Here is a 24834-nt window from a genome sequence, read left to right as displayed (position 1 = left end):
CATCACAGCGCCACAGGATAGGCAATCACGCGGGAATACGAGTAATAGCTCACGTGCACGGCAGTGATTCCCGGCTCCATCGCAATGGAAAATACATGCCCACCCGGTTGCTTCGTCATATAACGCTCAACCGCAGCCGTTATCGCGCGCATATCACGACCGGGAAGCAGGCTCAGACATGCGGGCTCTACCGGCTTATCCTGCTTATCCACGGCAAGCAGCCGGTAACGCTGAGCGGCGGCGCCCAACGGCTGGCCGTCATCGCCCAAGGCTTCAAGGCCATTGTTTAACGGGCGGAAATAGCGTTTCTCGCCATAGTTATCGGTCAGTACCAGCCGTTCGGCGGTACGGCTCCAGCGGCCCGATTCCGCAACGGTGGTGTTACCGTCAGTCCCGGACGGGTAGCTCTCCTGCATGACAAAACTGCCGTCCGTATTCAAAAACAGTGACGTATCCATCTCGCCGCACGCGCCACAAGGCAACTTACCGCGATAATATTGCGCCATCGGGCGTAATGGCTCTTCCTGAATCTGGGGGCGGGAATGGCACCCCATCAACCCCGATAATAAAAGAACAAGCATCACCCCTGTCGCCAGTTTTTTCATCCTTATTCTCCTGCTGTGTTGTGCTGGCATGCTGTCAGATCATCCTTAACCTTGGGCAATTTGCCAGCTACTGAACGACAATTCCAGATTATTCTGATCGTCAGACAGCCAGATAGTTCCTTCCTGCAACGTAGCCTGTAATGTCATGGAACGTTTCGCCAGGGCAGCCAGGCTCGCCAGTTGCTGATCATCGAGAAAATACACCGTCAGATTGGACAGAGACGCCGCCTTGTCGGCCATGTTTTGCCACCATACCCGGGCAGCGCGTTCGCCATAGGCATACAGCACCACGTCGGGCGACAGACTACAGGCTTTTTTCAGGCGTTTTTCATCAGGCAGGCCCAGTTCAATCCATAACATCAGTTGACCGTCGTCGCTATGTTGCCAGATTTCCGGCTCGTCATCCGCGCTCAATCCCTTGGTGAAACGCAACCGATCATCGGCATGGCAGATCCACGCCAGCAGTCGCAGCATCATGCGCTGGTCGGTTTCGGAAGGGTGCTGGGCCAGCGTCAGGCTGACATCCTGGAAGAACGCGCGATCCATATCGGCGATGTTGACGTTGGCTTTGTAAACCGTTGCTTTTAAGGCCATTCTCTACCCCTAATTACAGAGCCGTTAGTCTACCCCAGCTGCGACGTACATCACAGTCACATGCGCGTTATGGGCGGTAACAGCAGAATTATGCTGTTGCATTATGCTGATAACCTACCGGGGCCTATGCTATAGTCGGAAAGAAGATGAGAGTTTATCTTCGTAGACTTACATTGCAGTCACCATAACAATGAAGGATGCATGAATCTCTACCGGGTTAAGCTCTAAGAGAGGATATTATGCAACAATACAGTGAATTAGTGCGCCGTCTGTACGCGGAGATCGCCAGTGGCGATCTGGGGTTTATACCCGACGCGCTGGGTTGTGTGTTGAAAACCCTGGATGGCATCGCGACAAACAGCGAATTACCATCCTCTGTCAGGGAACAGGCGGCTTATGCCGCCGCTAACTTATTGGTGAGCGATTATGTCAATGAGTAATGAATATCAACCCATCAATTGTGATGACTACGATAACCTGGAAGCCACCTGCCAGCAGCATCTGACGCTGACGGTTGAACTGCGCACTGGCGAGGTCGTGGTCGGTAAAGCCAGTGATATGATCTCTCGAAAAAATATCGAATATCTGGTGATTGAAGAGTCGGGTCAGAAACGCGAGCTCCGTCTCGACCATATCCTCAGCTTCAGTCACCCCGAAATTGGTAAAGTGGTGGTCAGCGAGCCCTGACAGCCCTTTTCGTCTACAGCAACGGACAACGCGGGTTGTCCGTTTTTATTTCAGCCCACGCCAGTCGATAAACCATCCGCTCTCATCCGCCGTCGCCTGTCCTTCACGGGTCACAAATCGCCCGACCGCCGCAATCAACTGGTCGTTATAGAAAATCAGCGGCGTGCGCTCCCGCAACCACGGCGGCACGTCCAGCTCCTGCCATAATTTCTTGATAGGGCGGCCATGCGCGCGCCCGACTATCTGCACATACCCCTGAAAACCGAAACGCACGGTGACGACTTCGTCATGGCGCGGCTGCCGCATCCAGGTTCCCTGCGTCGATACCCGCAGTTGCCCGAGGTTATCCGGCAACGGCAAGGGCGCTGCCGCTGGCTGCCACGGCAGCACATATCCGGTTACCGGCATCATCGCCGGCAGCAGATACAAGTAGTGGCGAAACCGCCTGACCTGCCACGAACCGAGTTGCAGGCAAGGATTGGCATCGTCACGGCTGGTCGCCACCTCTTCCCACAATCGCGTCAGTTGTTCGCGGGACGGCATACGCGCGCCCTGCTCCGCCAGCCAACGACGCAATAAAGCGAACCGCCGTGCGGCGCTCATTGCCGTCAACGCCGCCACGCTCAACGCGCCATCGGCATTGCGCAGCGTCGCCAGCGACTCAGCCAGCAGTTCATCCAGCAGTTGTTCCTGTTCCGCGCACAGTTCGGCGCTGCGCGCCACCGCTGAAGGGAAATGAGGCCAACGCCGTTTCAGCAACGGCAACACCTGCCGGCGCAGAAAATTGCGGTCGTAGCGCTCATCGGCGTTGCTGTCATCCTCCACCCAGGTCAACTGGTACGCGTTGGCATAAGCCTCCAGTTGTTCGCGGGCTATCCCCAGCAGCGGGCGTTGCAGCCGAACGCCGTTTGGTTGCGCGGTCGCCGCCATCGACGCCAGTCCGGCAGGCCCACTACCGCGTTTAAGCGCCAGCAGGAACGTCTCGCTCTGGTCATCCTGATGTTGGGCCGTCAGCAGCGTTTCCCCGTCATGCAAATGCTGTTGCAACGCCTGATAACGCGCGGACCGCGCAGCGGCTTCAACGCCGCCGTCGCGGGCATCCACCTGAACCTGCAACACATCGAACGGCACCTGCCAGCGCAGGCACTGGGCGCGGCAATGTTCAGCCCACGCATCGGCATGCGCGCTCAGGCCGTGATGCACATACACCGCCCGCAGAGGCAATTCCTGTAAAGACAATACCGGTAAAGACGATACACGCCGTCGGCGTAAACGCATCATCAAATGCAGCAGCACGCTGGAGTCCAGCCCGCCGCTGTAGGCCACCAGATAGTGCCCATCGGCCGCAATCTGCGCGTCAATCGCCGTCAGCAGTTCGGGAAAAATATCGGTATCAGCGTTCATACAACTCAAGCGGCAATCCGTCCGGATCGGCAAAGAAGGTAAAACGGCGGCCGGTATACTCGTCTGTCCGCACCGGCTCGCAGTCCACCCCCGCCTCGTTCAGCGCAATGACCGCCTGTTCGATATCGTCAACCGCAAACGCCAGATGACGCAGCCCGCAGGCTTCCGGTCGGCTGACGCGTGCCGGCGACGAAGGGAATGAAAACAGTTCGATCAGATAAGCGCCGTTAAGCGCCAGATCGCCTTTCCAGGAGTCACGGGCCGCCCGGTAGACCTCCTGTTGCAGCGTAAAACCGAGCACGTCGCAATAGAAACGCTTACTGCGCTCATAATCCGAGGCAATAATCGCGATATGGTGAACATCCAGCAATGTCAGCATAAGAGTGGTTCCCTTGAATGGCGCGCCACCACGCTCGCCGATGCCATGTCATGGTTGAGGAGAAAATGCGGGTCGAACAATAAGCCGCCGCGGTGATGGCACGTCGCGTAACACCGTTATCAGCATAACAAAAAGTCCGCGATCGTTCCCAATCGCGGACTTTTTTGATGCATAGCGAGGTAAATCAGCAGTAGCCGTAATTCATCAAACGCTGGTAACGGCGGTTCAGCAATTCCTGTTCGCTCAGCGTATCCAGTTCGTTCAGGTCAGACAGCAACTGTGATTTCAGCGATGCGGCCATTGCTGCTACATCACGATGGGCTGAGCCCAGCGGTTCCGGAATCACCGAGTCAATCAGCTTCAGCTCTTTCAGACGCGGTGCGGTAATCCCCATCGCTTCCGCAGCCAGCGGCGCTTTGTCGGCGCTTTTCCACAGAATCGAGGCGCAGCCTTCCGGCGAAATAACTGAATAGGTGCTGTACTGCAGCATGTTCACCTTGTCGCCGACACCGATAGCCAGCGCGCCGCCGGAGCCGCCTTCGCCAATCACCGTACAGACGATCGGTACACGCAGGCTGGACATTTCGCGCAGGTTGCGGGCGATCGCTTCAGACTGGCCGCGCTCTTCCGCCCCTACGCCCGGATACGCGCCCGGGGTGTCGATAAAGGTGATGATCGGCATTTTGAAACGTTCAGCCGTCTCCATCAGACGCAGCGCCTTGCGGTAACCTTCCGGCGCCGGCATCCCGAAATTGCGACGGATTTTTTCTTTGGTTTCGCGGCCTTTCTGATGACCAATAATCATCACCGGACGCCCGTCAAGACGGGCGATGCCCCCGACGATTGCCTTGTCATCGGCATAGGCGCGATCGCCGGCCAGTTCGTCAAAGTCGGAGAAAATGTGCTGAACGTAGTCCAGGGTATAAGGACGCTGTGGATGGCGCGCCAGTTGGGCAATCTGCCAGGCGCCCAGATCGGCGAAGATTTTGCGCGTCAGCTCTACGCTCTTTTCACGCAGACGCTTAACTTCTTCATCCAGATTAATATCCAATTTTTCATCTTGGCGGCTGACTGCGGTCAGGGAATCAATCTTTGCTTCCAACTCTGCAATCGGCTGCTCAAAATCAAGAAAATTCAGACTCATAGTATTCCTATTTTAGTCAAATTCCAGTTCTACCTGTTCATTACCAACCAGGGTACGTAAATCATTCAGCAACCCATCGGTGGGCGTGATACGCCATGCCGCACCGAAACGTAGCCGGGCACGCGCGTCCTGGCGCTGGTAGTAGAGATGCACCGGAATCGTCCCCGATCGATGGGGTTCCAACGACTGACGGAGACGGTTTAACAACTGGTCATCAATTTGCCTGTCAGTCAGCGAGATAGCAAGCCCGCGCGCATATTTTTCCCGCGCTTCGCTGATATCCATTAGCTCTCTGACCGTCATTTTAAGTCCGCCGCTGAAGTCATCAAAGCTGACCTGTCCGCTGGCAATCAAAATGCGATCCTGCTCCAGCAGGTGCTGATATTTTTCCAGCGCGTCGGTAAACAGCATCACTTCCAGACGACCGGAACGATCATCCAGCGTACAGACGCCAATACGGTTGCCCCGTTTGGTCACCATCACCCGGGCGGCGAGCACCAACCCGACGGCAGTGGTCATTTTTCCCCGCTCCGTGGGATGCATGTCTTTTAAACGCACGCCTCCCGCGTAGCGTTCAATTTCCTTCAGATACTGATTGATGGGGTGTCCGGTCAGGTACAACCCCAATGTTTCCCTTTCGCCGTCCAGCACCACCTGTTCCGGCCACGGCGGCACCGTGCTGTAGGATTGCTCCACCTGCTCAGGCGTTTCCGCCAGCACCCCGAACATATCCGCCTGGCCGATAGCCTCCGCTTTCGCGTGCTGTTCCGCCGACTTCATGGCGTCCGCCAGCGAATTCATCAACGCCGCCCGGTGCGGCCCCAGCCGGTCAAACGCGCCGGACATAATCAGCTTTTCCAGCACCCGCCGGTTCAGCTTTTTGATATCGGTACGGGCGCAGAGATCAAACAAATCGCGGAAATAACCATCGTTATTACGCGCTTCAATGATGGCTTCGATCGGCCCTTCACCCACGCCTTTGATGGCGCCGATGCCGTAGACGATCTCGCCGTCATCGTTGACGTGAAAATGGTACAGACCGCTGTTGATGTCCGGCGGCAGGATCTTCAACCCCATACGCCAGCATTCGTCCACCAATCCGACGATCTTGTCGGTGTTGTCCATATCCGCGGTCATCACCGCCGCCATGAACTCCGCCGGATAATGGGCCTTCAGCCACAGCGTTTGATACGATACCAGCGCGTAGGCGGCCGAATGCGACTTGTTAAAGCCGTAACCGGCGAACTTCTCCACCAGGTCGAAGATTTTCATCGACAGCTCGCCGTCGACGCCCATCTTCTCCGCGCCCTCTTTAAATACCGAGCGCTGCTTGGCCATCTCTTCGGGCTTTTTCTTACCCATCGCACGACGCAGCATATCCGCGCCGCCAAGGGTATACCCCGCCAGCACCTGGGCAATCTGCATCACCTGTTCCTGATACAGGATGATACCATAGGTCGGTTCCAGCACCGGTTTCAGCGTCTCATGCTGCCACTCGATATCCGGGTAGGAAATCTCTTCACGCCCGTGTTTACGGTCGATAAAGTTATCCACCATGCCCGACTGCAGCGGCCCCGGACGAAACAGGGCCACCAGTGCGATCATATCCTCAAAGCAGTCCGGCTTAAGGCGTTTGATCAGGTCTTTCATGCCGCGCGATTCAAGCTGGAATACCGCCGTGGTTTCCGAGCGTTGCAGCATATCGAAACTTTTCTTGTCGTCCAGCGGGATGGCGGCGATATCCACCGGCTCCAGCCCTTGCTTGCCGCGCCGGGCGTTGATCATCTCCAGCGCCCAGTTGATGATGGTCAGCGTGCGCAGGCCGAGGAAGTCGAATTTCACCAGACCGGCGTATTCCACGTCGCTTTTGTCGAACTGGGTGACCGGGTGGTTGCCTTCCGGGTCGCAGTACAGCGGCGCAAAATCGGTAATTTTGGTAGGCGAAATCACCACGCCCCCGGCGTGCTTGCCGGCGTTGCGGGTCACCCCTTCCAGTTTGCGCGCCATGTCGATCAGCGCCTTAACCTCTTCGTCCGCTTCGTAAATTTCACCCAGTTGCGGCTCGGCGGCGAAGGCTTTCTCCAGCGTCATGCCAGGGTCGGGCGGCACCAGTTTGGAAATGCGATCGACAAAACCGTACGGATGCCCCAGCACCCGGCCAACGTCGCGGATAACCGCTTTGGCAGCCATGGTACCGAAGGTGATGATTTGCGACACCGCGTCGCGGCCGTACATGTCCGCCACGTGATCAATCACCAGATCACGTTTTTCCATGCAGAAGTCGACGTCAAAGTCAGGCATCGAAACACGCTCCGGGTTAAGGAAGCGTTCGAACAGCAGGTCAAACTCCAGCGGATCCAGATCGGTGATTTTCAGCGCATACGCCACCAGCGAGCCGGCGCCGGAGCCGCGTCCCGGCCCTACCGGCACGTCGTTGTCCTTCGACCACTGGATAAATTCCATTACGATCAGGAAGTAACCGGGAAAACCCATCTGGTTGATGACGTTGAGTTCGATTTCCAGACGTTCGTCGTATTCCGGGCGGCGCTGGGCGCGAACCTCTTCATCCGGGAACAGGAATTCCAGTCGTTCTTCCAACCCTTTTTTGGAGCACATCACCAAATAGTCTTCGGTCGACATGTCGCCGGTAGGGAATTGCGGCAGGAAATACTCGCCGAGCCGAATGGTGACATTACAGCGTTTGGCTATCTCTACGGTGTTGATGAGCGCTTCGGGGATATCGGCAAACAGCTCGCACATCTCCTCCTCGCTGCGCATGTACTGCTGCACGCTATAATTTCGGGGGCGTTTCGGGTCGTCCAGCGTGAAGCCGTCATGAATCGCCACGCGGATCTCATGGGCCTCGAAGTCATCCTGACTGATGAAGCAGACCTCGTTGGTGGCGACCACCGGCAAGCCATGCGCGGTCGCCAGCTCCACCGCCGCATGCAGGTAGCTTTCCTCATCCGGCCGACCGGTACGGATCAGCTCCAGATAAAACCGCTGCGGAAAATGCTGCTGATAAAAGGCGACGCTCTGTTCCACCAGCACCTGATTGCCGCGCAGCAGAAACTTGCCGATGTCGCCGTGGCGCCCGCCGGACAACAGCAACAACCCGGCCTGATACTCCACCAGCCATGCTCGATCAATCGTCGGCCCAGCGGCGCCGTACCCGCGCTGATAGGCGCGGGAAATCAACAGCGTCAGGTTCTGATAACCTTCGTTGTTCATCGCCAGAATGGTGAGGTGCGCCAGTTCGTCGCCCAGCTCTTCACTCTGCAGATAAAAATCCGCACCGATGATTGGCTTGATGCCGGCGCCGTGCGCGCCGCCATAGAATTTCACCAGCCCGCACAGGTTGGTAAAATCGGTGATCGCCAGCGCCGGCATCCCCAGCGCAGCCGCTTTTTTTACCAACGGGCCGGTTTTCGCCAGCCCATCGATCATGGAATAGTCACTGTGAACACGCAGGTGAACAAAACGTGGTTCGGCCATTTCCGGATCCCATAATCTCTTCAGTAACCCGCCTGGTGAACAACATCAGGCACATATGCGTTTTATGCGTTTGCGTTATGCCAGGCCCAGCGCCCGTTTGACCGGGGCGAAACTGCGCCTGTGATGAAGGGTGGCGCCCAGCGTCGCCAGCTTTTCAAGATGATACGCCGTAGGATACCCCTTGTGCTGCGCAAATCCATACTCAGGAAACTGCTGGTCCAGCACTTCCATTTCGCGATCTCGCGTCACTTTGGCCAGAATCGAGGCCGCGCTGATTTCCGCCACCCGGCTGTCGCCTTTGACCACCGCCTGCGACGGCATCGGCAACGATGGGCAGCGATTACCGTCGATCAGCACAAAATCCGGCGTGATGGGCAATCCGGCTACCGCGCGCTGCATCGCCAGCATGGTGGCGTGCAGAATATTGAGCGTATCGATCTCTTCCGGTTCAGCGCGGCCAAGACTCCAGGCCAGCGCTTTTTCACGGATTTCGTCGTACAGCGCCACACGGCGCTTCTCGCTAAGCGTTTTGGAATCCGCCAGCCCGGCAATCGGCCGGTTGGGGTCCAGAATTACCGCCGCCGTAACCACCGCGCCCACCAGAGGGCCGCGGCCCACTTCATCCACACCGGCAATACAATGCGCCTGGGGATAAACAAAAACCTCACTCATGACCGCCACAGCTCCAGTACAGCCTGCGCAGCCTGCTCATCGGCGTCGCATCGAATCTGCTCATGCAGGTGCAAAAAGACCTGCTGCAATTGCTGCGCCGCTTCGCCGCCAGCCAGCCAGGGCTGCAGCGCCGCCGACAGTTTGTCAGGCGTGCAGTCATCCTGCAGCAATTCCCTGACCAGCTCGCGCCCGGCCAGCAAATTGGGCAACGACACCCACGGCGTTTTCACCAGTCGTTTCGCCAGCCAGAACGTGAACGGCTTCATCCGATATCCAACCACCATCGGACTCTTCGCCAGCATGCACTCCAGCGCGGCCGTACCGGACGCGAGCAGTGTGGCGTCGCTGGCGATCATCGCTTCACGCGCCTGCCCGTCCAGCAGGCGAACATCCATCTCTGGCGCAACCTCAGCTTTAATCTGTTCAAACTGTTCGCGGCGACGTTGGTTAACCATCGGCACCACGACTTCCAGCCCAGGATAGGTTTGCCGCAGCAATTGCGCCGTTTTCAGAAAATCGGCGCTCAGCATTTCCACTTCGGCGCTTCGGCTGCCGGGCAGTAGCGCCAGACAACGCGCATCCTCAGCCAGCCCCAGCGCACGCCGGGCCGCAGCTTTGTCCGGATGCAACGGCATCGCATCCGCCATGGTATGGCCGATAAAACGGCAAGGGACATTGAAACGATCGTAAAACGCTTTTTCGAACGGCAGAAACGCCAGCACCAGATTGGTGGCTTTACCGATTTTAAACACACGATTCTGCCGCCATGCCCACACCGACGGGCTGACATAGTGAATGGTTTTGATGCCATTCTGCTTGAGGCGGCCTTCCAGAGTAATGTTGAAATCGGGGGCGTCGATGCCGACAAACACATCCGGCTGCAATTCGCTGAAACGCTGCGTCAGGTCGCGGCGGATTTTCAGTAAGCGCGGCAGGCGCCCCAGCACCTCCACCACGCCCATCACCGCCAGCTCTTCCATCTCGTACCAGGCTTCGCAACCTTCCGCCTGCATACGCGGCCCGGCCACGCCGACAAAGCGGGCATCGGGCACGTGCGTTTTCAGCGCGCGGATCAGGCCTGCGCCAAGAATATCGCCGGAGGTTTCTCCGGCGACCAGTCCGATAGTCAGGGGACGCGGCGTCATAACTTAGCGAATAATGCCGCGCGTCGAGCGGGTAAAGAAATCAAGGTATGCCTGTACCGCCGGGTGCTCCGCCGCCAGCGCTTCGAGATCGGCTTTCACTTCGTCCAGCGTTCTGCCGCTGCGATAGATCAGCTTGTAAGCGTTGCGGATAGCATGCAGGGTTTCTTTTTCAAACCCACGGCGCTTCAGCCCTTCAATGTTGATGCCGAACGGCGTGGCGTGGTTGCCCTGCGCGATCAGATACGGCGGGACATCCTGCGCCACACCGGAGCAGCCGCCCACCATCACGTGCGCGCCAATTACGCAGAACTGATGCACCGCCGTCATGCCGCCAATGATCGCGAAATCATCAACGGAGACATGACCGCCCAGCGTGGCGTTGTTCGCCAGGATACAGCGATTGCCAATGACGCAATCGTGAGCGATATGCGTATTGATCATCAGCAGGTTATCATTACCGACTTTAGTCAACCCGCCGCCCTGCGCTGTGCCACGGTGAATGGTCACGCTTTCACGGATACGGTTACGGTCGCCCACTTCAACGCGAGTCGGCTCGCCTGCGTATTTCAGGTCCTGATTGACTTCACCAATCGTGACAAACTGATAGATTTCGTTATCACAACCAATCTTGGTGATACCGTTAATGACGACATGAGATTTCAGTACCGTACCCGCGCCGATTTCAACCTGCGCACCGATATGGCAGAACGGCCCAATATGCACACCGGCGCCGATAACAGCGCCGTCTTCAACAATCGAACTGGGGTGAATAAAGGCGGTTTGATCAATCACGAATCAGCCCTCCCGACGACGAGCGCACATCATTTCAGCTTCACAAGCAATTTCACCATCAACTTTGGCAACGCCCTTGAATCGCGCGATACCGCGGCGTTCCTTGAGGAACTCGACTTCCAGAATCATCTGATCGCCCGGCGCAACAGGACGTTTGAAACGCGCTTCGTCTACAGCGGCGAAATAGTACAGCTCGCCCGGTTCCAGTTTACCCAGGCTCTTGAACGCCAGAATACCGGTAGCCTGAGCCATAGCTTCCAGAATCAGCACGCCGGGAAAAATCGGTTTACCAGGGAAATGCCCCTGAAAGAACGGCTCGTTAAAAGAGACATTTTTTACCGCGCGCAGGAATTTTCCTTTCTCAAAATCCAGTACACGATCCACCAGCAAGAACGGATAGCGGTGCGGTAGTAGATCCAGAATCTCTTCGATATGCAGAGTATGCGTGTCTGTATTCAAAATACTCTTCCTGTCAATAAAAACGATAGCATCAACAACACGGCCTGCACATTCCCCAACCAGGGAGGAACAACATGCAGGCCGCAAATAAAAATTGCGCACACGGCGCCAGTCTTGCGTCCGAAACGCAGGGTTGCAAATACGGGCGATTAACGCTCTTCGAGCTTACGCTCGACAGCTTTGAGCCGTTTGCTCATCTCGTCAATATTCATCACCAGCGCTGCAGTCTTACGCCAGACCTTGTTCGGCTGCAATGGGATACCGGAAGAATAAACGCCCGGCTCAGTGATAGGCCGCATGACCATCCCCATCCCTGTGACTGTAACCTTGTCGCAAATCTCCATGTGACCATTGATCACGCTGGCGCCACCAATCATGCAGTACCGGCCAATCTTCAGACTGCCCGCCATGATTACCCCGCCAGCAACCGCGGTATTGTCCCCAATCACAACGTTGTGTGCAATCTGACATTGGTTATCAATGATGACACCGTTACCAATAATGGTATCGTCCAGCGCGCCGCGATCGATGGTGGTACTGGCGCCAATCTCGACACGATCGCCGATGATGACCGTTCCCAGCTGGGGAATTTTGATCCAGTTACCGCGATCATTAGCGTAACCAAATCCATCCGAACCGATTACCGCACCGGACTGAATCAGGCACTGTTCGCCCAATACGACGTTATGGTAAATCGTGACATTGGCCCATAACCGGGTTCCAGCCCCGATACGGGCATTCTTGCCGATAAAGCAGCCCGCGCCAACGATCGCGCCATTACCCAGTTCCACGCCGGATTCGATAACAGCATTCGCGCCCACCGAAACCCCATCTCCTAAACGCGCATCAGGAGCAATCACCGCGGAAGGTGCGATCCCCTGTGCAGGCGCCGGCGTTGTATCCATCAACTGCGCCATACGCGCATAGGCCAAATAAGGATTCTTTACTACCAGAGCGGCCTTGTCGCAAAACGGCAAATCGGCCTCTGTCAGCACCACGGCGGAAGCCTGAGTGCTGCTCAGTTGCTCGCGATAGCGGCTATCGGATAAAAACGTAATCTGTCCTGCCTGCGCTGAATGCATAGAAGCAACAGCGGTGATGACGATATCGCCATCACCGTGTAATTGTGCATCCAACTGTTGAGCCAAGGCGTCCAGTCGAATTGAAAACATGAATTATTTAACCTGTTTCAGCACATCTGCAGTAATGTCTTTCGCGTTGTCAGCATAGGCAACCGCGTTAGCGTCGATAACCACATCATAGCCCTGCTTAGTGGCAACCGCTTTGACCGCGTCCTGAATACGGCTCAGGATCTTGTTGCGCTCTTCCATCTGACGACGACGGTTGTCCTGATCGAACGCCTGAGCTTTGCTGGAGAATTGCTCGCGCTGGGCCATCACGTCGCTTTCCATTTTGGAGCGTTCGCTGGCTTTCATGGTAGAACCATCACGCTGCAGTTTCTGCATTTTTTCCTGCAGAGCACGTTCCATAGACTGCAGCTCAGAGGCGCGGCCTTTGAACTCGTTCTCCAGCTGTTTGCCCACTGCTTCACGCTGCGGCAGCTGTTGGAAGATGCTGGAAACATTGACAATCGCAATCTTGTCGGCAGCCTGGGCGCCGGCAGATACAGCCAGCGTTAAACCTAAACCTGCGGCATACAACCACTTTTTCACTTTGAAACTCCTCACCCTAAGTATTTCTGCGCTGATCGCGCTTATCGTAATCGCGACATCGGCGGCCAAGCTGTACACTCAAGCCGCCGCCGGATGCCGGTACATCTTCCTTTCAACCTCGAACACCAGGCAGTTCTGCTTACCAGGTCTTACCGATGTTAAACTGGAACTGCTCGGAGCGATCCCCATCGTATTTCTTAAACGGCTGGGCATACGAGAACACCAGCGGCCCCAGCGGCGACATCCATTGCACAGCAAGACCTGAAGACATACGAATATTACCAGGCGTACTGTAATCCGGCACGCCGGCCGCCAGCGTCTGAGCGGTGTTTTCCCAGTGAGTATCCCACACAGTACCGGCATCGACGAAGAAAGATGTACGGATAGAACTGGAGTACTTGTCGCTAATGAACGGCGTCGGCACGATCAGTTCCGCACTGGCGACCGCCATTGCGTTACCGCCCACCGCATCTCTCATTTTAGTGGAGTCGATGCTGCAAGACGACACGCTCTCTGAACCGCACCCGGTGTAGTAGGCCGCTTTCGGACCGATGGTATTGGAGCGGAAACCACGCACCGAACTAGAGCCGCCCGCAAAGAAGTTGTCGTAGAACGGCACTTCCTTACCACTCAGACCATCGGCATAACCGGCTTTGGTTCTCGCCATCAGCACCCAGTTGTGGTTTTCGCTGAGCGGGAAGTAACTCGCCGAATCGAAGGTCAGTTTATAGTATTCGTTGTCCGAACCCGGCACGGTCACCTTGGCGTTCAGGTTGGCGCGGTTGCCCGCTGTCGGGAAGTAACCGCGGTCAAGGTTATTGTAGGTCCAGCCAGACGTCAGGAAGAAGTCGTTGGCATCGAAACTGGCGCTCGACGTGGTACGTGGATCCGGATCCACGCCGGCTTTGTTCAGATAACGCCACATCGCCACCTGCGGCTTCATGTCCGACAGGGAGTTGTGTACATAATCAAGGCCGACGCGCAACGAGTTGTTTTCGTTGATCGGGAAGCCCAGCGTCGTGCCCGCACCGTAACTTTGGTTGGTGTAGTCGGACAGGTCCGCATCCAACGCTTTAAAGTTGTTGTAGAAAATACGGCCGCCGAGGCTGACGCCATCCACCGTGAAGTATGGATCGGTCATCGACAGTTCGACATAGGTCTGGTAGTCGTTGCGGGTACCGCTGATGCCAACCGAGTTACCGGTCCCCAGCCAGTTGTCCTGCTGGACGCCAGCCTGGAAGCTGATGCCGCTTTCAGTACCGAAACCGACACCGAAGTTAAGGCTACCGGTGTTACGCTCCTTGACCTTGTACACCACGTCTACCTGATCAGGCGTTCCCGGTACGCGCTGGGTCTCAACATCCACACTTTCGAAATAGCCAAGGCGGTTCAGTCGTTCTTTACCCTGCTGCACCAGATCGTTGCCGAGCCAGCCGCCTTCCATCTGACGCATTTCGCGGCGCAGTACGGAGTCTTTGGAAACATCGTTGCCGTCAAAGCGAATGCGGCGTACGGTGAAGCGGTTGCCGGCATCCACGTTGATGTTCAGGCGCACGGTCTTGTCGCTATCGTTGATTTCCGGCTGGGTCACCACGCGGGGATAGGCATAGCCATAACGTCCCAGCAGTTTTTTGATGTCCTCTTCCATCCGGGTCACTTTGGTGCCGTTATACAGCTCGCCCGGCTGGACGCGGGTCAAATCTTCGATTTCGGTGGCATGACCAACCAGATTACCGCGCACCACCACGCCGGAGAGCTTGTACTGATCGCCTTCGGTGATGTTGACGGTGATGTAGATGCCTTTCTTGTCAGGCGTCAGGCTGACCTGGGTGGAATCGATATTGAAGCGCGCATAACCGCGGTCGAGATAAAAACTGCGCAGGGTTTCCAGGTCGCCGGAAAGTTTCTGCTTCTCGTATTTGCGATCACCGACCACGTTCCACCACGGCACTTCGTCACGTAACTGGAAGCGGGAAATCAATTCATCAGAGCTGAAGGACTTGTTGCCGACGATGTTGATTTGCTGGATCTTGGCGGATACCCCTTCGGTAAACACCAGTTTGAGGTCGACGCGATTGCGGGGCAGCGGCGTCACGACGGCTTTCACCGTGGCGCTGTATTTACCTACGCTGTAGTAGAAATCTTCCAGTCCTTTTTCGATGTTGGACAAGGTGGTGCGGTCCAGCGCCTCACCGACGCGAACACCGGAGGCCTCAAGATTCTCTTTGAGCATCTCCTCTTTCACCGCCTTGTTGCCGGAGAAGGTCAGGCTGGCAATCGTCGGACGCTCCTTGACCTGAATCAGCAGTGAATCCCCATCGCGCAGGACACGGACATCTTCGAAGTTTCCGGTCGCAAACAAAGCCCGAATGGTGTTACCGATATCCTCGTCAGTGACGGAATCTCCCACCCGGACAGGCATGCTGAGCAATGCCGCACCGACGGCAACCCGCTGCAGGCCCTCGAAATGAATATCTTTCACTACGAACCCGTCTGCACCGTATACGGTGGCGCTGCTAAACAGCAGCGACGCTATGAGCAACTTTTTCATCGCCATCGTTGTTATGCGTTTTTCCTAACCTGTTCCACACCTAAAGGCGGGAGAAATCATTGAAAAGTGCGAGTCCCATTAACATCATCAGCAACACCGTGCCAATGCGATAGCTAACGTCCTGCACACGCTCGGAAACCGGTCCGCCCTTCAGCTTTTCAATCGCCAGAAAGAGCAGATGACCACCATCCAGTACTGGCAGCGGGAACAGATTGATAATCCCCAGGTTGACGCTGATCAACGCCAAAAACATCAGGTAATACACCAATCCGTAGTCTGCTGACATGCCTGCTCCCTGCGCGATGGAGATCGGGCCGCTCAGATTATTCAGCTTCACGTCACCGGTAATCAGCTTACCCAGCATACTGACTGTCAGTTTCATCAACAGCCAGGTTTTATTCCCGGCTTCATAGATGGCGCTGAACGGCCCATACTGGCGCACGGTCTTGTACTCATCAGGCAAAGGGGTGACTTTCGGCACTACACCGGCAAACCCTTCCAGCCGGTTCTTCCCCACCGTTTTGCTATCAGGCGTCAGAGCAACGGACAGCGAGTCACCGCCTCTTTCCACCTCCAGCGTAATCGGTTTGCCTGGGTTATCACGCACGGCAATGACAAACTGCTGCCAACGAGCCAACAGCTGACCATCGACTTTAACGATCCTGTCCCCGACTTGCAAACCCGCTTTTTCAGCCGCGGAACGCGGCTGAACCTGCGTCAGTACCGCTTCGACCTGCGGTCCTTTGGGCACAATCCCCAGCGATACCGCCGGATCTTGCCTTTCCGGATCGAAATGCCAGTCTTGCAGTTCAAGCCGCTTACTCTCGGTTCTGGCGACGCCCAGCGGCGCGGTTTCAATCACCACATCAGGTTCGCCAATCTTGCCAATCAGGGCCAAACGCGCGCTATCCCAGTCAGGCGTTTCGATGCCATCAATCGACTTTAGTTCCATCCCCGGCGAAATTTGGGCCTGTGCGGCAATCGAACCGGGTAAAACCTCGCCAACCACCGGGCGGACGCCCGGCACGCCAATAATGAACACCAACCAATAGGCGATAACGGCGAAAATGAAGTTCGCGATCGGTCCGGCGCTGACAATCGCCGCCCGTTGCCAGACGGTCTTATGATTGAATGCCTGATGCTCAAGCCCCGCAGGCACCTCATCAACCCGGCCATCCAGCATTTTCACATAGCCGCCCAACGGAATCAGCGCGATCACATACTCGGTTCCCTGACGATCACGGCGACGCCACAGCGCCTTGCCGAAACCGATGGAGAAACGTTCGACGCGAACGCCGCAACGGCGGGCAACCCAGAAATGCCCAAATTCGTGCACAGTGATCAGCACACCGAGTGCGACGATAAATGCGGCCAGGCTCCAGAGAATATTCAGCATAAACAGACTCTACCTGTATTCCTAAACGGCCTTGAACAGCAGCAGCATCAGGCAGGCAAATACCGGAATGGCTGCGGTCAGGCTGTCAATACGATCCAGTACCCCACCGTGACCCGGAATCAGATGACTGCTGTCCTTGATGCCGGCCTCACGCTTGAACATGCTCTCAGTCAGATCGCCCAATACCGAAGCCAGCGTCGCTACTACGGAGCAAACCAGCAAGGTAAAGGTAGAAACAGACAATGGCGCATAGTGGCTAAACAGTAACGCAATCACCGCCGACGTTGCCAGCCCGCCGATAAATCCCTCCCAGGTTTTTCCCGGCGAGACTTTCGGCGCCAGCTTATGCCGGCCGAACAGTTTGCCAAACAGGTAGGCGCCGCTATCGGCGCCCCAAACCAGCACCATCACATACAGCAACCACCAGGCGCCGCTAAAAGGGTTGGTTTCATATTCGAACTGGCGCAGCGCCACCATCCCCCAGAAAAAAGGCACAATGGTCAACAGGCCGAAACACAGACGCAGTACGCGGGAATGACGCCACACCGCAGCGGAAGACGGATAAAACAGGACCATCAGCAACGCCACGCCCCACCAGGCAAGGGAGAGCCATAGCGAAAGGCAAACCGGTACAAGCGCAACGGAATAATGATAATCAGGCAGAGTCAGCAGCATCGCCGCCAGCACGAAACCGCAGGCGATGGAAAGCCAGATTCGCTGTGTGTAAGAAACCAGACCAGCCAGTTGACCCCACTCCCAGGCGGCCAGCATACAGACAGCCAGCGTTACCAGAGAGAAAACCAACGGCGGCAGGAAAAAAAGCGCCGCAATAACCAAAGGAATAAGAACCAGCGCAGTAATCAGGCGATACTTCAGCAAAAATACCCCCTACGATGCACCCGCATCGTCAGGTGTGGTTCCCCCAAAGCGACGCTCACGTTGAGCAAAGGCATGAATGGCACCTTCAAAGGTTTGTTCGTCAAAATCCGGCCAGAGAACATCGGTAAAATAGAGTTCTGCATACGCAATCTGCCACAGCAGGAAATTGCTGATGCGATGTTCTCCACTGGTTCTTATTAGCAGATCAACCGGAGCCAGATCGTTCAAGCACATGTAGCGACTCAGAGTCGACTCGTCAATGGTATCAGGACGCAGCAACCCTTCCTGAACCTGTTCGGCGATTTTTCTGACCCCGTGGATAATATCCCAACGCCCGCCATAATTCGCGGCAATATTCAGGGTGAGACCAGTATTATTTTCCGTCACGGCCTCTGAGCGGCGAATAAGTCCCTGCAATCGACTACTGAAGCGACTGATATCACCGATGACTCTCAGACGGACATTGTGCTTGTGCAAATTCTTGACTTCGCTATCCAGCACGCGCACAAACAGTTCCATCAGCGCAGAAACCTCCTGCGCCGGACGATTCCAGTTTTCGCTGCTGAACGCATACAGCGTCAGTGCTTCAAGGTTCTGGCCGACCGCATAACTGATCGCACGGCGTACTGACTTCACTCCCGCCTGATGACCGAAGATCCGCAGCTTTCCCCTCTGTTTAGCCCAGCGGCCATTGCCATCCATGATTATCGCTACATGGCGCGGACCGTTAGGTAACAACTTCTGACTACCTTGTTGATTTTCGGAGGGCATAGCGTGTATTGATTTCCTCGAGCAAGAAAATGATTATTCCAGTCGCGCCAAACCTGACAGCATAAAAAAAGCTGTGAACACACAGCTTTCCATCACCGTGGCTTTTATTAATAACCACCTGCATCAAGCGGCGCAGACTATACCATTTCAGGCGCATGTGAACAAACACACCAGCGTAAGGTTACTGATAACGCCGCAATACATTTTCTGCGGCTTGTCTTGCCCAGGTATCGATAGACAATACATCATCAACGCTTTGCGGTTCAGGTAATGTCAACTGTTCCATCACGCTCTGATTGACTGCGGCGATATCGGTAAAACGAATACCGGATTGTAAAAATGCCGCAACCGCAATTTCATTTGCCGCATTGAGTGCCGTCGTAGCGGCTTGCCCCTGATTGCATGCGTCGATCGCCAGACGCAGACAAGGGTACCGCTGGAAATCCGGCGCAGAGAAGGTCAAAGCCCCTAACTGGCAGAAATCAAGCGCCGGCGCGCCGGAAAAAACGCGATCGGGGTAGGCCATCGCATAGGCTATGGGGGTTCGCATATCGGGCGTTCCCAACTGAGCCATCACACTGCCATCCCGGTAACGCACCATGGAATGGATGACTGATTGGGGATGGATAACCACTTCCATCTGTGCTTCCGAGGCGTTAAACAGCCAGCGCGCCTCGATATATTCCAGTCCCTTATTCATCATGGTGGCGGAATCCACCGAAATTTTTCGCCCCATAGACCAGTTTGGATGGGCGCACGCCTGATCAGGGGTGACGCAATCCAATGCGGCAAACGGAATCTCGCGGAATGGCCCACCTGAACCGGTCAGCACAACCCGCTCAACCCCGTATTGCTTCAGGGAAGCATATCCCAGTTGCCGTTGGATTGGCTCAGGTAAACTCTGAAAAATGGCGCTGTGTTCACTATCAACCGGCAACAGTTGCGCCCCGTTCTTCGAAACCTCGTCCATAAACAGACGGCCGCAGGTCACCAGAGATTCTTTATTGGCCAGCAGCACCTGCTTGCCGGCGCGAATCGCCGACAATGCCGGCAACAAACCGGCTGCGCCAACAATCGCCGCCATCACCTGATCGACCTCGTCCAGCGCCGCCAGCTCACAGGCAGCCTTCTCGCCTGACAGCACGGTTGTCCGACTCCCGGCTTCGTTTAAGCGGATGCGGAGTTCACGCGCAGCGTCTTCGTCTGCCATTGAGGCGTATGCCGGGCAAAACTCCAGGCACTGTTCCGCCATCAGGGAAACATTGCGTCCGGCAACCAGTGCCGTTATCGAAAATTTGTCTGGATTGGCCCTGACCACGGCCAGGGAACTGACGCCAATAGAACCGGTGGAACCGAGGATTGTCAGTTGCTTCATGAATATGACCTGATAAAACTGGGTTTGATAACAGGCGTGGTGCCAGTCTGTAACGTCAGCGCCGGCCTGTCGATAAGGCTGGCGTGAAAATGCGCGGCGTTACGCAAAACATCCCGCATCCAAAAGCTGAAAAACAAAACGCCGCAGGAGGCGCGGGCCTGACCCTGCACCTGCCGCGGCGCTGTGCCTGACTGACGGATTAGAAATCCATCAGTTCTTTTTCTTTCTCGGCCAGAACGGCATCGATCTTCTTGATAAAGCTGTCAGTGAGCTTCTGAACGTCGTCCTGAGAACGGCGTTCATCATCTTCGCTGATGGTCTTATCTTTCAGTTGCGCCTTCAGCTTGTCGTTGGCATCACGGCGAACGTTACGTACCGCCACTCGGCTCTGCTCGGCTTCGCCGCGCACCACCTTGATCAGGTCTTTACGACGTTCTTCCGTCAGCGGCGGCAGCGGAACGCGGATAACCGTACCGGCGGACATCGGGTTAAGACCCAGATCGGATGCCATGATGGCTTTTTCCACCGCCGGGCCCAACGTCCGGTCAAATACGGTGACGGCCAGCGTACGCGTGTCTTCCACCACGATGTTGGCTAACTGGCGTAACGGGGTTGCGCTACCGTAATATTCCACATGAATGCCGTCCAGAAGACTGGGGGACGCGCGGCCAGTACGCACTTTGCTGATCTGGTTCTTGAAAGCTTCTACGCATTTGTCCATGCGCGTTTCAGCGTCTTTTCTGATTTCATTAATCACGTTGTGAACCCTTGAAAACTGGTTGCCAGTCAGGTCACGCGCGGCTTGCATGACCCAGCGAATCATTGATTACCAGCGGCAGGCTGGCGATGTATGGCGCAATCTTGTATACCCGTCATATTTCAAGTTGCAGGTGTGTTGGCTGCGTTCGTTCACCCGAATCACTTACCTGAGTAAGCTCATCGGGATTCTCTCTCTTGCCGCCTTCCTGCAACTCGAATTATTTGGGTATATCACCAAAACAAGATATTACCTTAAATTAGACGTCAGCCGTTATTACTGATCAACGTCCCTTCTTTTTCGCCCATGACGACGCGACGCAGTGCCCCCGGCTTATTCATATTGAACACCCGGATCGGCAGGTTGTGGTCACGCGCCAGCGTAAAGGCCGCCAGATCCATCACTTTAAGTTCGCGCTCCAGCACTTCCTGATAGCTCAACGATTCGTAGAGCGTCGCATTGGGATCTTTAACCGGGTCAGCCGAAAATACGCCATCCACTTTGGTGGCTTTCAGTACGACATCAGCTTCGATTTCAATCCCGCGCAGGCAAGCAGCGGAGTCGGTGGTGAAGAAGGGGTTGCCGGTACCGGCGGAGAAAATCACCACGCGGTTGTTGCGCAGCAGGCTGATGGCTTCAGCCCAGCTGTAGTTATCGCACACGCCATTGAGCGGAATGGCCGACATCAGGCGGGCGTTGACATAAGCACGATGCAGCGAATCACGCATCGCCAGACCGTTCATGACGGTAGCCAACATCCCCATATGATCACCCACCACACGGTTCATGCCTGCTTTGGCCAGACCAGCGCCGCGGAACAGGTTGCCGCCGCCGATCACTACACCGACCTGAATGCCCAACTCAACCAGTTCCTTCACTTCCTGGGCCATGCGATCGAGGATGCTCGCATCGATACCGAAACCTTCAGCTCCCTGCAGCGCTTCGCCACTCAGCTTCAGCAGGATACGTTGATATACGGGTTTTGCGTTGGTTGCCATGGTGTTCTTGTCCTAACAGGCTGTCATCGTACTGGGGGTTATTACTGCCACACCCGGCACACCATCGATAGGGGCCAGATGCCATGAAATTGCTTGTATCACGAATTACAGGTATCGCGAATAGTTTGGCTGGATAAAAAGGAACCGCCAACTGGCGGCTCCTTTTTTATTAAGACTGCTTGCTCATTGCTGCGACTTCGGCAGCAAAGTCAACTTCAGCTTTCTCGATGCCTTCACCCACTTCGTAGCGGATGAAGCTGCTCACGGAGGCATTGTGCTCTTTCAGCAACTGGCCAACGGTTTTGTTCGGGTCCATTACGAAGTTCTGACCGGTCAGAGAGATCTCGCCGGTGAACTTACGCATGCGGCCTTCAACCATTTTTTCAGCGATTTCGCGCGGCTTGCCGGACTGCATGGCGATGTCCAGCTGGATCTGATGCTCGCGGGCAACGACGTCAGCCGGCACGTCTTCAGCATGAACGTATTCCGGTTTGCTGGCGGCGATGTGCATGGCAACGTGCTTGATCAGCTCTTCGTCGGCACCGGTAGCGGCAACCATAACGCCGATACGAGCGCCGTGCATGTAAGAACCCAGCGCGTCGCCAGTCTGAACGGCGATACGACGGATGTTGATGTTTTCACCGATTTTCGCTACCAGCGCGGTGCGCTGTTCTTCGAATTTCGCTTTCAGAACTTCAACATCAGTGATGCGTTCGTTCAGCGCAGCGGCGATAACTTCTTCGCCAAACGCTTTGAAGCCGGCGTCTTTTGCTACGAAGTCAGTTTCGCAGTTCAGTTCAACGATGACGCCGTATTTGCCGTCAGCGGCAATTTTGGTCAGGATCACGCCTTCAGCAGCAACGCGACCTGCTTTTTTCGCAGCTTTAGCCTGGCCGGATTTACGCATGTTGTCGATTGCCAGCTCGATGTCGCCATTGGCTTCAACCAGAGCTTTTTTACATTCCATCATGCCTGCGCCGGTACGTTCGCGCAGTTCTTTTACCAGGGCAGCGGTAATTTCAGCCATTATCTTTTCCTCGGTTATCTCGTGGGGGAGATAAGTAAGAGATAAGTAAAAAGGGGGCCTGACAAGGCCCCCTAACCAACATATGTCAATACCTGGTTAATAAGGGCTCAACAGAGCTGGCCTTATTATTCAGCTTCGACGAAGCTCTCTTCTGCCTGTTCAGCCAGATCCTGAGAACGGCCTTCACGGACAGAGGCGGCAACAGCGCTCAGGTACAGGGTTACTGCACGGATGGCGTCGTCGTTACCAGGGATGATGTAGTCAACGCCATCCGGATCGGAGTTGGTATCAACAATTGCAAATACCGGGATACCCAGGTTGTTTGCTTCTTTGATAGCAATGTGTTCGTGATCGGCGTCGATAACGAACAGCGCGTCAGGCAGACCGCCCATGTCTTTGATACCGCCCAGGCTGTTTTCCAGCTTGTCCAGTTCACGGGTGCGCAGCAGCGCTTCTTTCTTGGTCAGCTTGTCGAACGTGCCGTCCTGAGCCTGAGTTTCCAGATCTTTCAAACGTTTGATGGACTGACGAACGGTTTTCCAGTTAGTCAGCATACCGCCCAGCCAGCGATGGTTCACGAAGAACTGGTCGCAACCGGTAGCAGCTTCTTTTACCGCTTCGCTTGCTGCGCGTTTAGTACCGACAAACAGGATCTTGCCCTTGCGGGAAGAAATTTTGCTCAGCTCAGCCAGGGCTTCGTTGAACATCGGTACAGTTTTCTCAAGGTTGATGATGTGAACTTTGTTGCGTGCACCGAAGATGAACGGTTTCATTTTCGGGTTCCAGTAACGAGTCTGGTGACCAAAGTGTACGCCCGCCTTGAGCATGTCGCGCATGGAAACAGTTGCCATGATTACCTCTGTAGATTAAGTATGGGGTTATGCCTCCACGTGTCCCATTGCGCCGACCTGAATGGAAAACCATTCTGGCACCCCGGCGAATGTGTCGACACGTGTGTGTTATACACATAGTGAGTTCAGTTTGAACCAGTCGGTATTCAGTTGCCTGAACGCCAGCCGGATCACCGGCGCGCTTTATACCATAAACCGCCCCCGGACACCAACTTTTGTTGCATTCTACCGTGACGCTCCAAGCCCCGGATGACAGCTTCGTGACGGAATGATGATTTGGCAGTGTCAGGCTGGGCTGATACCATAAATCACTATTTACCGACCCTCTTTCGCCGGAAAAGGCGATACCCGTGGACTGAATTCAATGGCAATCTCAATCAAAACCTCTGAAGATATCGAAAAAATGCGTGTGGCCGGCCGCCTGGCGGCGGAAGTGCTGGAAATCATCGAGCCGCACGTGGTTCCAGGCGTAAGCACCGGCGAGCTGGACCGAATCTGTCATGATCACATCACCAACAAGCAAAACGCGATTTCCGCCAGCCTCGGCTACCACGGCTTCCCGAAATCCGTCTGCATCTCCGTTAACGAAGTGGTGTGCCACGGCATTCCGAGCGACGAGAAAATCCTCAAAGACGGCGATATCGTCAACATCGACGTCACGGTGATCAAAGACGATTTTCACGGCGACACCTCCAAAATGTTCATTGTCGGCAAACCGACCATTCTGGGGGAGCGCCTGTGCAAGGTGACGCAGGAAAGTCTGTATCTGGCGCTGCGGATGATTAAACCGGGCGTCCGGTTGCGCACGCTGGGCCGCGAAATCCAGAAATTCGTGGAAGCGCAGGATTTCTCCGTGGTGCGCGAGTACTGCGGTCATGGCATCGGCCGTGGTTTCCACGAAGAGCCGCAGGTGCTGCACTATGACGCCGACGACGGCGGCGTGGTGCTGCAGCCGGGCATGGCGTTTACCGTGGAACCGATGGTCAACGCCGGCGATTACCGTATCCGCACCATGAAAGACGGCTGGACGGTAAAAACCAAGGATCGCAGCTTGTCGGCGCAATACGAGCATACTATTGTGGTGACTGAAAACGGCTGCGAAATAATGACGTTGCGTAAGGATGACACCATCCCCAACATCATCACGCATCAGGAATAATTGAGCATAAGCCGGCTAATG

At 55.6% G+C, this 24834-nt stretch carries 24 protein-coding genes; 3 read left to right on the top strand and 21 right to left on the bottom strand.

Annotated features, from left to right (window positions below; genetic code table 11):
• Nucleotides 1–2: 2 nt before the first annotated feature.
• Together DXXMK7_RS04860 and DXXMK7_RS04855 are read right to left on the bottom strand one after the other, a co-directional pair.
• Nucleotides 3–605, bottom strand: a complete 603-nt coding sequence (locus DXXMK7_RS04860; protein WP_038918098.1) for a copper resistance protein NlpE N-terminal domain-containing protein — start codon at nucleotides 603–605, stop codon at nucleotides 3–5.
• A 45-nt stretch (nucleotides 606–650) separates the two neighbouring features.
• Nucleotides 651–1199, bottom strand: a complete 549-nt coding sequence (locus DXXMK7_RS04855) for a YaeQ family protein (RefSeq protein WP_038918097.1) — start codon at nucleotides 1197–1199, stop codon at nucleotides 651–653.
• Nucleotides 1200–1438: 239 nt separating this feature from the next.
• Between DXXMK7_RS04855 and DXXMK7_RS04850 the strand changes: the two genes are divergently transcribed.
• Nucleotides 1439–1639 carry a YaeP family protein gene (locus DXXMK7_RS04850; RefSeq protein WP_013316770.1) on the top strand — a complete coding sequence of 67 codons (201 nt, stop codon included), beginning with the start codon at nucleotides 1439–1441 and terminating at the stop codon, nucleotides 1637–1639.
• On the top strand, nucleotides 1626–1886 hold the full coding sequence (gene rof / locus DXXMK7_RS04845; protein ID WP_038661467.1) for a Rho-binding antiterminator: 261 nt from the start codon (nucleotides 1626–1628) through the stop codon (nucleotides 1884–1886). Before DXXMK7_RS04850 ends, rof begins: the two co-directional genes overlap by 14 nt.
• A 45-nt stretch (nucleotides 1887–1931) precedes the next feature.
• Here the strand turns inward: rof and tilS are convergent, their stop codons facing one another.
• From tilS to rpsB, 19 genes are all read right to left on the bottom strand, one after another.
• Complete coding sequence (tilS, locus tag DXXMK7_RS04840; RefSeq protein WP_038918095.1) at nucleotides 1932–3290, bottom strand: tRNA lysidine(34) synthetase TilS; 1359 nt, start codon at nucleotides 3288–3290, stop codon at nucleotides 1932–1934.
• Entirely contained in the window at nucleotides 3280–3669 is a 390-nt protein-coding gene (locus tag DXXMK7_RS04835; protein ID WP_038918094.1) for a VOC family protein, read from the bottom strand. Before DXXMK7_RS04835 ends, tilS begins: the two co-directional genes overlap by 11 nt.
• 184 nt (nucleotides 3670–3853) lie before the next feature.
• Nucleotides 3854–4813, bottom strand: a complete 960-nt coding sequence (gene accA, locus DXXMK7_RS04830) for an acetyl-CoA carboxylase carboxyl transferase subunit alpha (protein WP_038661476.1) — start codon at nucleotides 4811–4813, stop codon at nucleotides 3854–3856.
• 12 nt (nucleotides 4814–4825) lie between these two features.
• Nucleotides 4826–8308: a DNA polymerase III subunit alpha gene (dnaE, locus tag DXXMK7_RS04825; RefSeq protein WP_038918092.1), complete on the bottom strand. Its 3483-nt coding sequence runs from the start codon at nucleotides 8306–8308 to the stop codon at nucleotides 4826–4828.
• Nucleotides 8309–8383: 75 nt separating this feature from the next.
• The gene (rnhB, locus tag DXXMK7_RS04820; protein WP_038918091.1) at nucleotides 8384–8980 is read right to left on the bottom strand and encodes a ribonuclease HII; all 597 of its coding nucleotides are present in this window, start codon (nucleotides 8978–8980) and stop codon (nucleotides 8384–8386) included.
• Nucleotides 8977–10125: a lipid-A-disaccharide synthase gene (gene lpxB / locus DXXMK7_RS04815; RefSeq protein ID WP_038918090.1), complete on the bottom strand. Its 1149-nt coding sequence runs from the start codon at nucleotides 10123–10125 to the stop codon at nucleotides 8977–8979. The genes rnhB and lpxB overlap by 4 nt, the downstream gene beginning before the upstream one ends.
• A 3-nt stretch (nucleotides 10126–10128) precedes the next feature.
• Nucleotides 10129–10917, bottom strand: coding sequence for an acyl-ACP--UDP-N-acetylglucosamine O-acyltransferase (lpxA, locus tag DXXMK7_RS04810; RefSeq protein ID WP_038661490.1), 789 nt, complete (start codon nucleotides 10915–10917; stop codon nucleotides 10129–10131).
• Nucleotides 10918–10920: 3 nt separating this feature from the next.
• Nucleotides 10921–11376, bottom strand: a complete 456-nt coding sequence (fabZ, locus tag DXXMK7_RS04805; protein ID WP_013316761.1) for a 3-hydroxyacyl-ACP dehydratase FabZ — start codon at nucleotides 11374–11376, stop codon at nucleotides 10921–10923.
• 149 nt (nucleotides 11377–11525) lie between these two features.
• Nucleotides 11526–12548 carry a UDP-3-O-(3-hydroxymyristoyl)glucosamine N-acyltransferase gene (lpxD, locus tag DXXMK7_RS04800; protein WP_038918089.1) on the bottom strand — a complete coding sequence of 341 codons (1023 nt, stop codon included), beginning with the start codon at nucleotides 12546–12548 and terminating at the stop codon, nucleotides 11526–11528.
• Nucleotides 12549–12551: 3 nt separating this feature from the next.
• The gene (gene skp, locus DXXMK7_RS04795) at nucleotides 12552–13049 is read right to left on the bottom strand and encodes a molecular chaperone Skp (RefSeq protein ID WP_024104884.1); all 498 of its coding nucleotides are present in this window, start codon (nucleotides 13047–13049) and stop codon (nucleotides 12552–12554) included.
• Between the two features lie 139 nt (nucleotides 13050–13188).
• Nucleotides 13189–15606: an outer membrane protein assembly factor BamA gene (gene bamA / locus DXXMK7_RS04790; protein ID WP_038918088.1), complete on the bottom strand. Its 2418-nt coding sequence runs from the start codon at nucleotides 15604–15606 to the stop codon at nucleotides 13189–13191.
• A gap of 34 nt (nucleotides 15607–15640) precedes the next feature.
• Complete coding sequence (gene rseP / locus DXXMK7_RS04785) at nucleotides 15641–16996, bottom strand: sigma E protease regulator RseP (protein ID WP_038918087.1); 1356 nt, start codon at nucleotides 16994–16996, stop codon at nucleotides 15641–15643.
• 21 nt (nucleotides 16997–17017) lie between these two features.
• A complete protein-coding gene (gene cdsA / locus DXXMK7_RS04780) occupies nucleotides 17018–17875 on the bottom strand; it encodes a phosphatidate cytidylyltransferase (protein WP_038918086.1) in 858 nt (285 codons plus the stop codon).
• 9 nt (nucleotides 17876–17884) lie between these two features.
• Nucleotides 17885–18646: a (2E,6E)-farnesyl-diphosphate-specific ditrans,polycis-undecaprenyl-diphosphate synthase gene (gene ispU, locus DXXMK7_RS04775; protein WP_038918085.1), complete on the bottom strand. Its 762-nt coding sequence runs from the start codon at nucleotides 18644–18646 to the stop codon at nucleotides 17885–17887.
• Nucleotides 18647–18827: 181 nt separating this feature from the next.
• On the bottom strand, nucleotides 18828–20021 hold the full coding sequence (gene ispC, locus DXXMK7_RS04770) for a 1-deoxy-D-xylulose-5-phosphate reductoisomerase (RefSeq protein ID WP_038918083.1): 1194 nt from the start codon (nucleotides 20019–20021) through the stop codon (nucleotides 18828–18830).
• Nucleotides 20022–20220: 199 nt separating this feature from the next.
• Entirely contained in the window at nucleotides 20221–20778 is a 558-nt protein-coding gene (gene frr / locus DXXMK7_RS04765; RefSeq protein ID WP_024104878.1) for a ribosome recycling factor, read from the bottom strand.
• Between the two features lie 266 nt (nucleotides 20779–21044).
• A complete protein-coding gene (gene pyrH / locus DXXMK7_RS04755) occupies nucleotides 21045–21776 on the bottom strand; it encodes a UMP kinase (RefSeq protein ID WP_013316752.1) in 732 nt (243 codons plus the stop codon).
• A 169-nt stretch (nucleotides 21777–21945) separates the two neighbouring features.
• A complete protein-coding gene (tsf, locus tag DXXMK7_RS04750; RefSeq protein ID WP_038918082.1) occupies nucleotides 21946–22803 on the bottom strand; it encodes a translation elongation factor Ts in 858 nt (285 codons plus the stop codon).
• Nucleotides 22804–22928: 125 nt separating this feature from the next.
• Nucleotides 22929–23654, bottom strand: coding sequence for a 30S ribosomal protein S2 (rpsB, locus tag DXXMK7_RS04745; RefSeq protein WP_033569777.1), 726 nt, complete (start codon nucleotides 23652–23654; stop codon nucleotides 22929–22931).
• 364 nt (nucleotides 23655–24018) lie between these two features.
• Between rpsB and map the strand changes: the two genes are divergently transcribed.
• Nucleotides 24019–24813, top strand: a complete 795-nt coding sequence (gene map / locus DXXMK7_RS04740) for a type I methionyl aminopeptidase (protein ID WP_038918081.1) — start codon at nucleotides 24019–24021, stop codon at nucleotides 24811–24813.
• Nucleotides 24814–24834 lie beyond the last annotated feature (21 nt).

Source organism: Dickeya sp. MK7, assembly GCF_000406305.1.
GTDB classification, from domain to species: Bacteria; Pseudomonadota; Gammaproteobacteria; order Enterobacterales; family Enterobacteriaceae; genus Dickeya; species Dickeya fangzhongdai.
Note: the sequence above shows the minus strand (reverse complement) of the source record. Positions and strands in the feature narration are given on the sequence as shown.

Excerpts from the sequence above, each read along its gene's own strand:
- DXXMK7_RS04860 (WP_038918098.1), bottom strand. The coding sequence starts at position 605 with ATGAAAAAACTGGCGACAGGGGTGATGCTTGTTCTTTTATTATCGGGG.
- DXXMK7_RS04855 (WP_038918097.1), bottom strand. The coding sequence starts at position 1,199 with ATGGCCTTAAAAGCAACGGTTTACAAAGCCAACGTCAACATCGCCGAT.
- DXXMK7_RS04850 (WP_013316770.1), top strand. The coding sequence starts at position 1,439 with ATGCAACAATACAGTGAATTAGTGCGCCGTCTGTACGCGGAGATCGCC.
- rof (WP_038661467.1), top strand. The coding sequence starts at position 1,626 with ATGTCAATGAGTAATGAATATCAACCCATCAATTGTGATGACTACGAT.
- tilS (WP_038918095.1), bottom strand. The coding sequence starts at position 3,290 with ATGAACGCTGATACCGATATTTTTCCCGAACTGCTGACGGCGATTGAC.
- DXXMK7_RS04835 (WP_038918094.1), bottom strand. The coding sequence starts at position 3,669 with ATGCTGACATTGCTGGATGTTCACCATATCGCGATTATTGCCTCGGAT.
- accA (WP_038661476.1), bottom strand. The coding sequence starts at position 4,813 with ATGAGTCTGAATTTTCTTGATTTTGAGCAGCCGATTGCAGAGTTGGAA.
- dnaE (WP_038918092.1), bottom strand. The coding sequence starts at position 8,308 with ATGGCCGAACCACGTTTTGTTCACCTGCGTGTTCACAGTGACTATTCC.
- rnhB (WP_038918091.1), bottom strand. The coding sequence starts at position 8,980 with ATGAGTGAGGTTTTTGTTTATCCCCAGGCGCATTGTATTGCCGGTGTG.
- lpxB (WP_038918090.1), bottom strand. The coding sequence starts at position 10,125 with ATGACGCCGCGTCCCCTGACTATCGGACTGGTCGCCGGAGAAACCTCC.
- lpxD (WP_038918089.1), bottom strand. The coding sequence starts at position 12,548 with ATGTTTTCAATTCGACTGGACGCCTTGGCTCAACAGTTGGATGCACAA.
- bamA (WP_038918088.1), bottom strand. The coding sequence starts at position 15,606 with ATGGCGATGAAAAAGTTGCTCATAGCGTCGCTGCTGTTTAGCAGCGCC.
- rseP (WP_038918087.1), bottom strand. The coding sequence starts at position 16,996 with ATGCTGAATATTCTCTGGAGCCTGGCCGCATTTATCGTCGCACTCGGT.
- ispU (WP_038918085.1), bottom strand. The coding sequence starts at position 18,646 with ATGCCCTCCGAAAATCAACAAGGTAGTCAGAAGTTGTTACCTAACGGT.
- ispC (WP_038918083.1), bottom strand. The coding sequence starts at position 20,021 with ATGAAGCAACTGACAATCCTCGGTTCCACCGGTTCTATTGGCGTCAGT.
- pyrH (WP_013316752.1), bottom strand. The coding sequence starts at position 21,776 with ATGGCAACCAACGCAAAACCCGTATATCAACGTATCCTGCTGAAGCTG.
- tsf (WP_038918082.1), bottom strand. The coding sequence starts at position 22,803 with ATGGCTGAAATTACCGCTGCCCTGGTAAAAGAACTGCGCGAACGTACC.
- rpsB (WP_033569777.1), bottom strand. The coding sequence starts at position 23,654 with ATGGCAACTGTTTCCATGCGCGACATGCTCAAGGCGGGCGTACACTTT.
- map (WP_038918081.1), top strand. The coding sequence starts at position 24,019 with ATGGCAATCTCAATCAAAACCTCTGAAGATATCGAAAAAATGCGTGTG.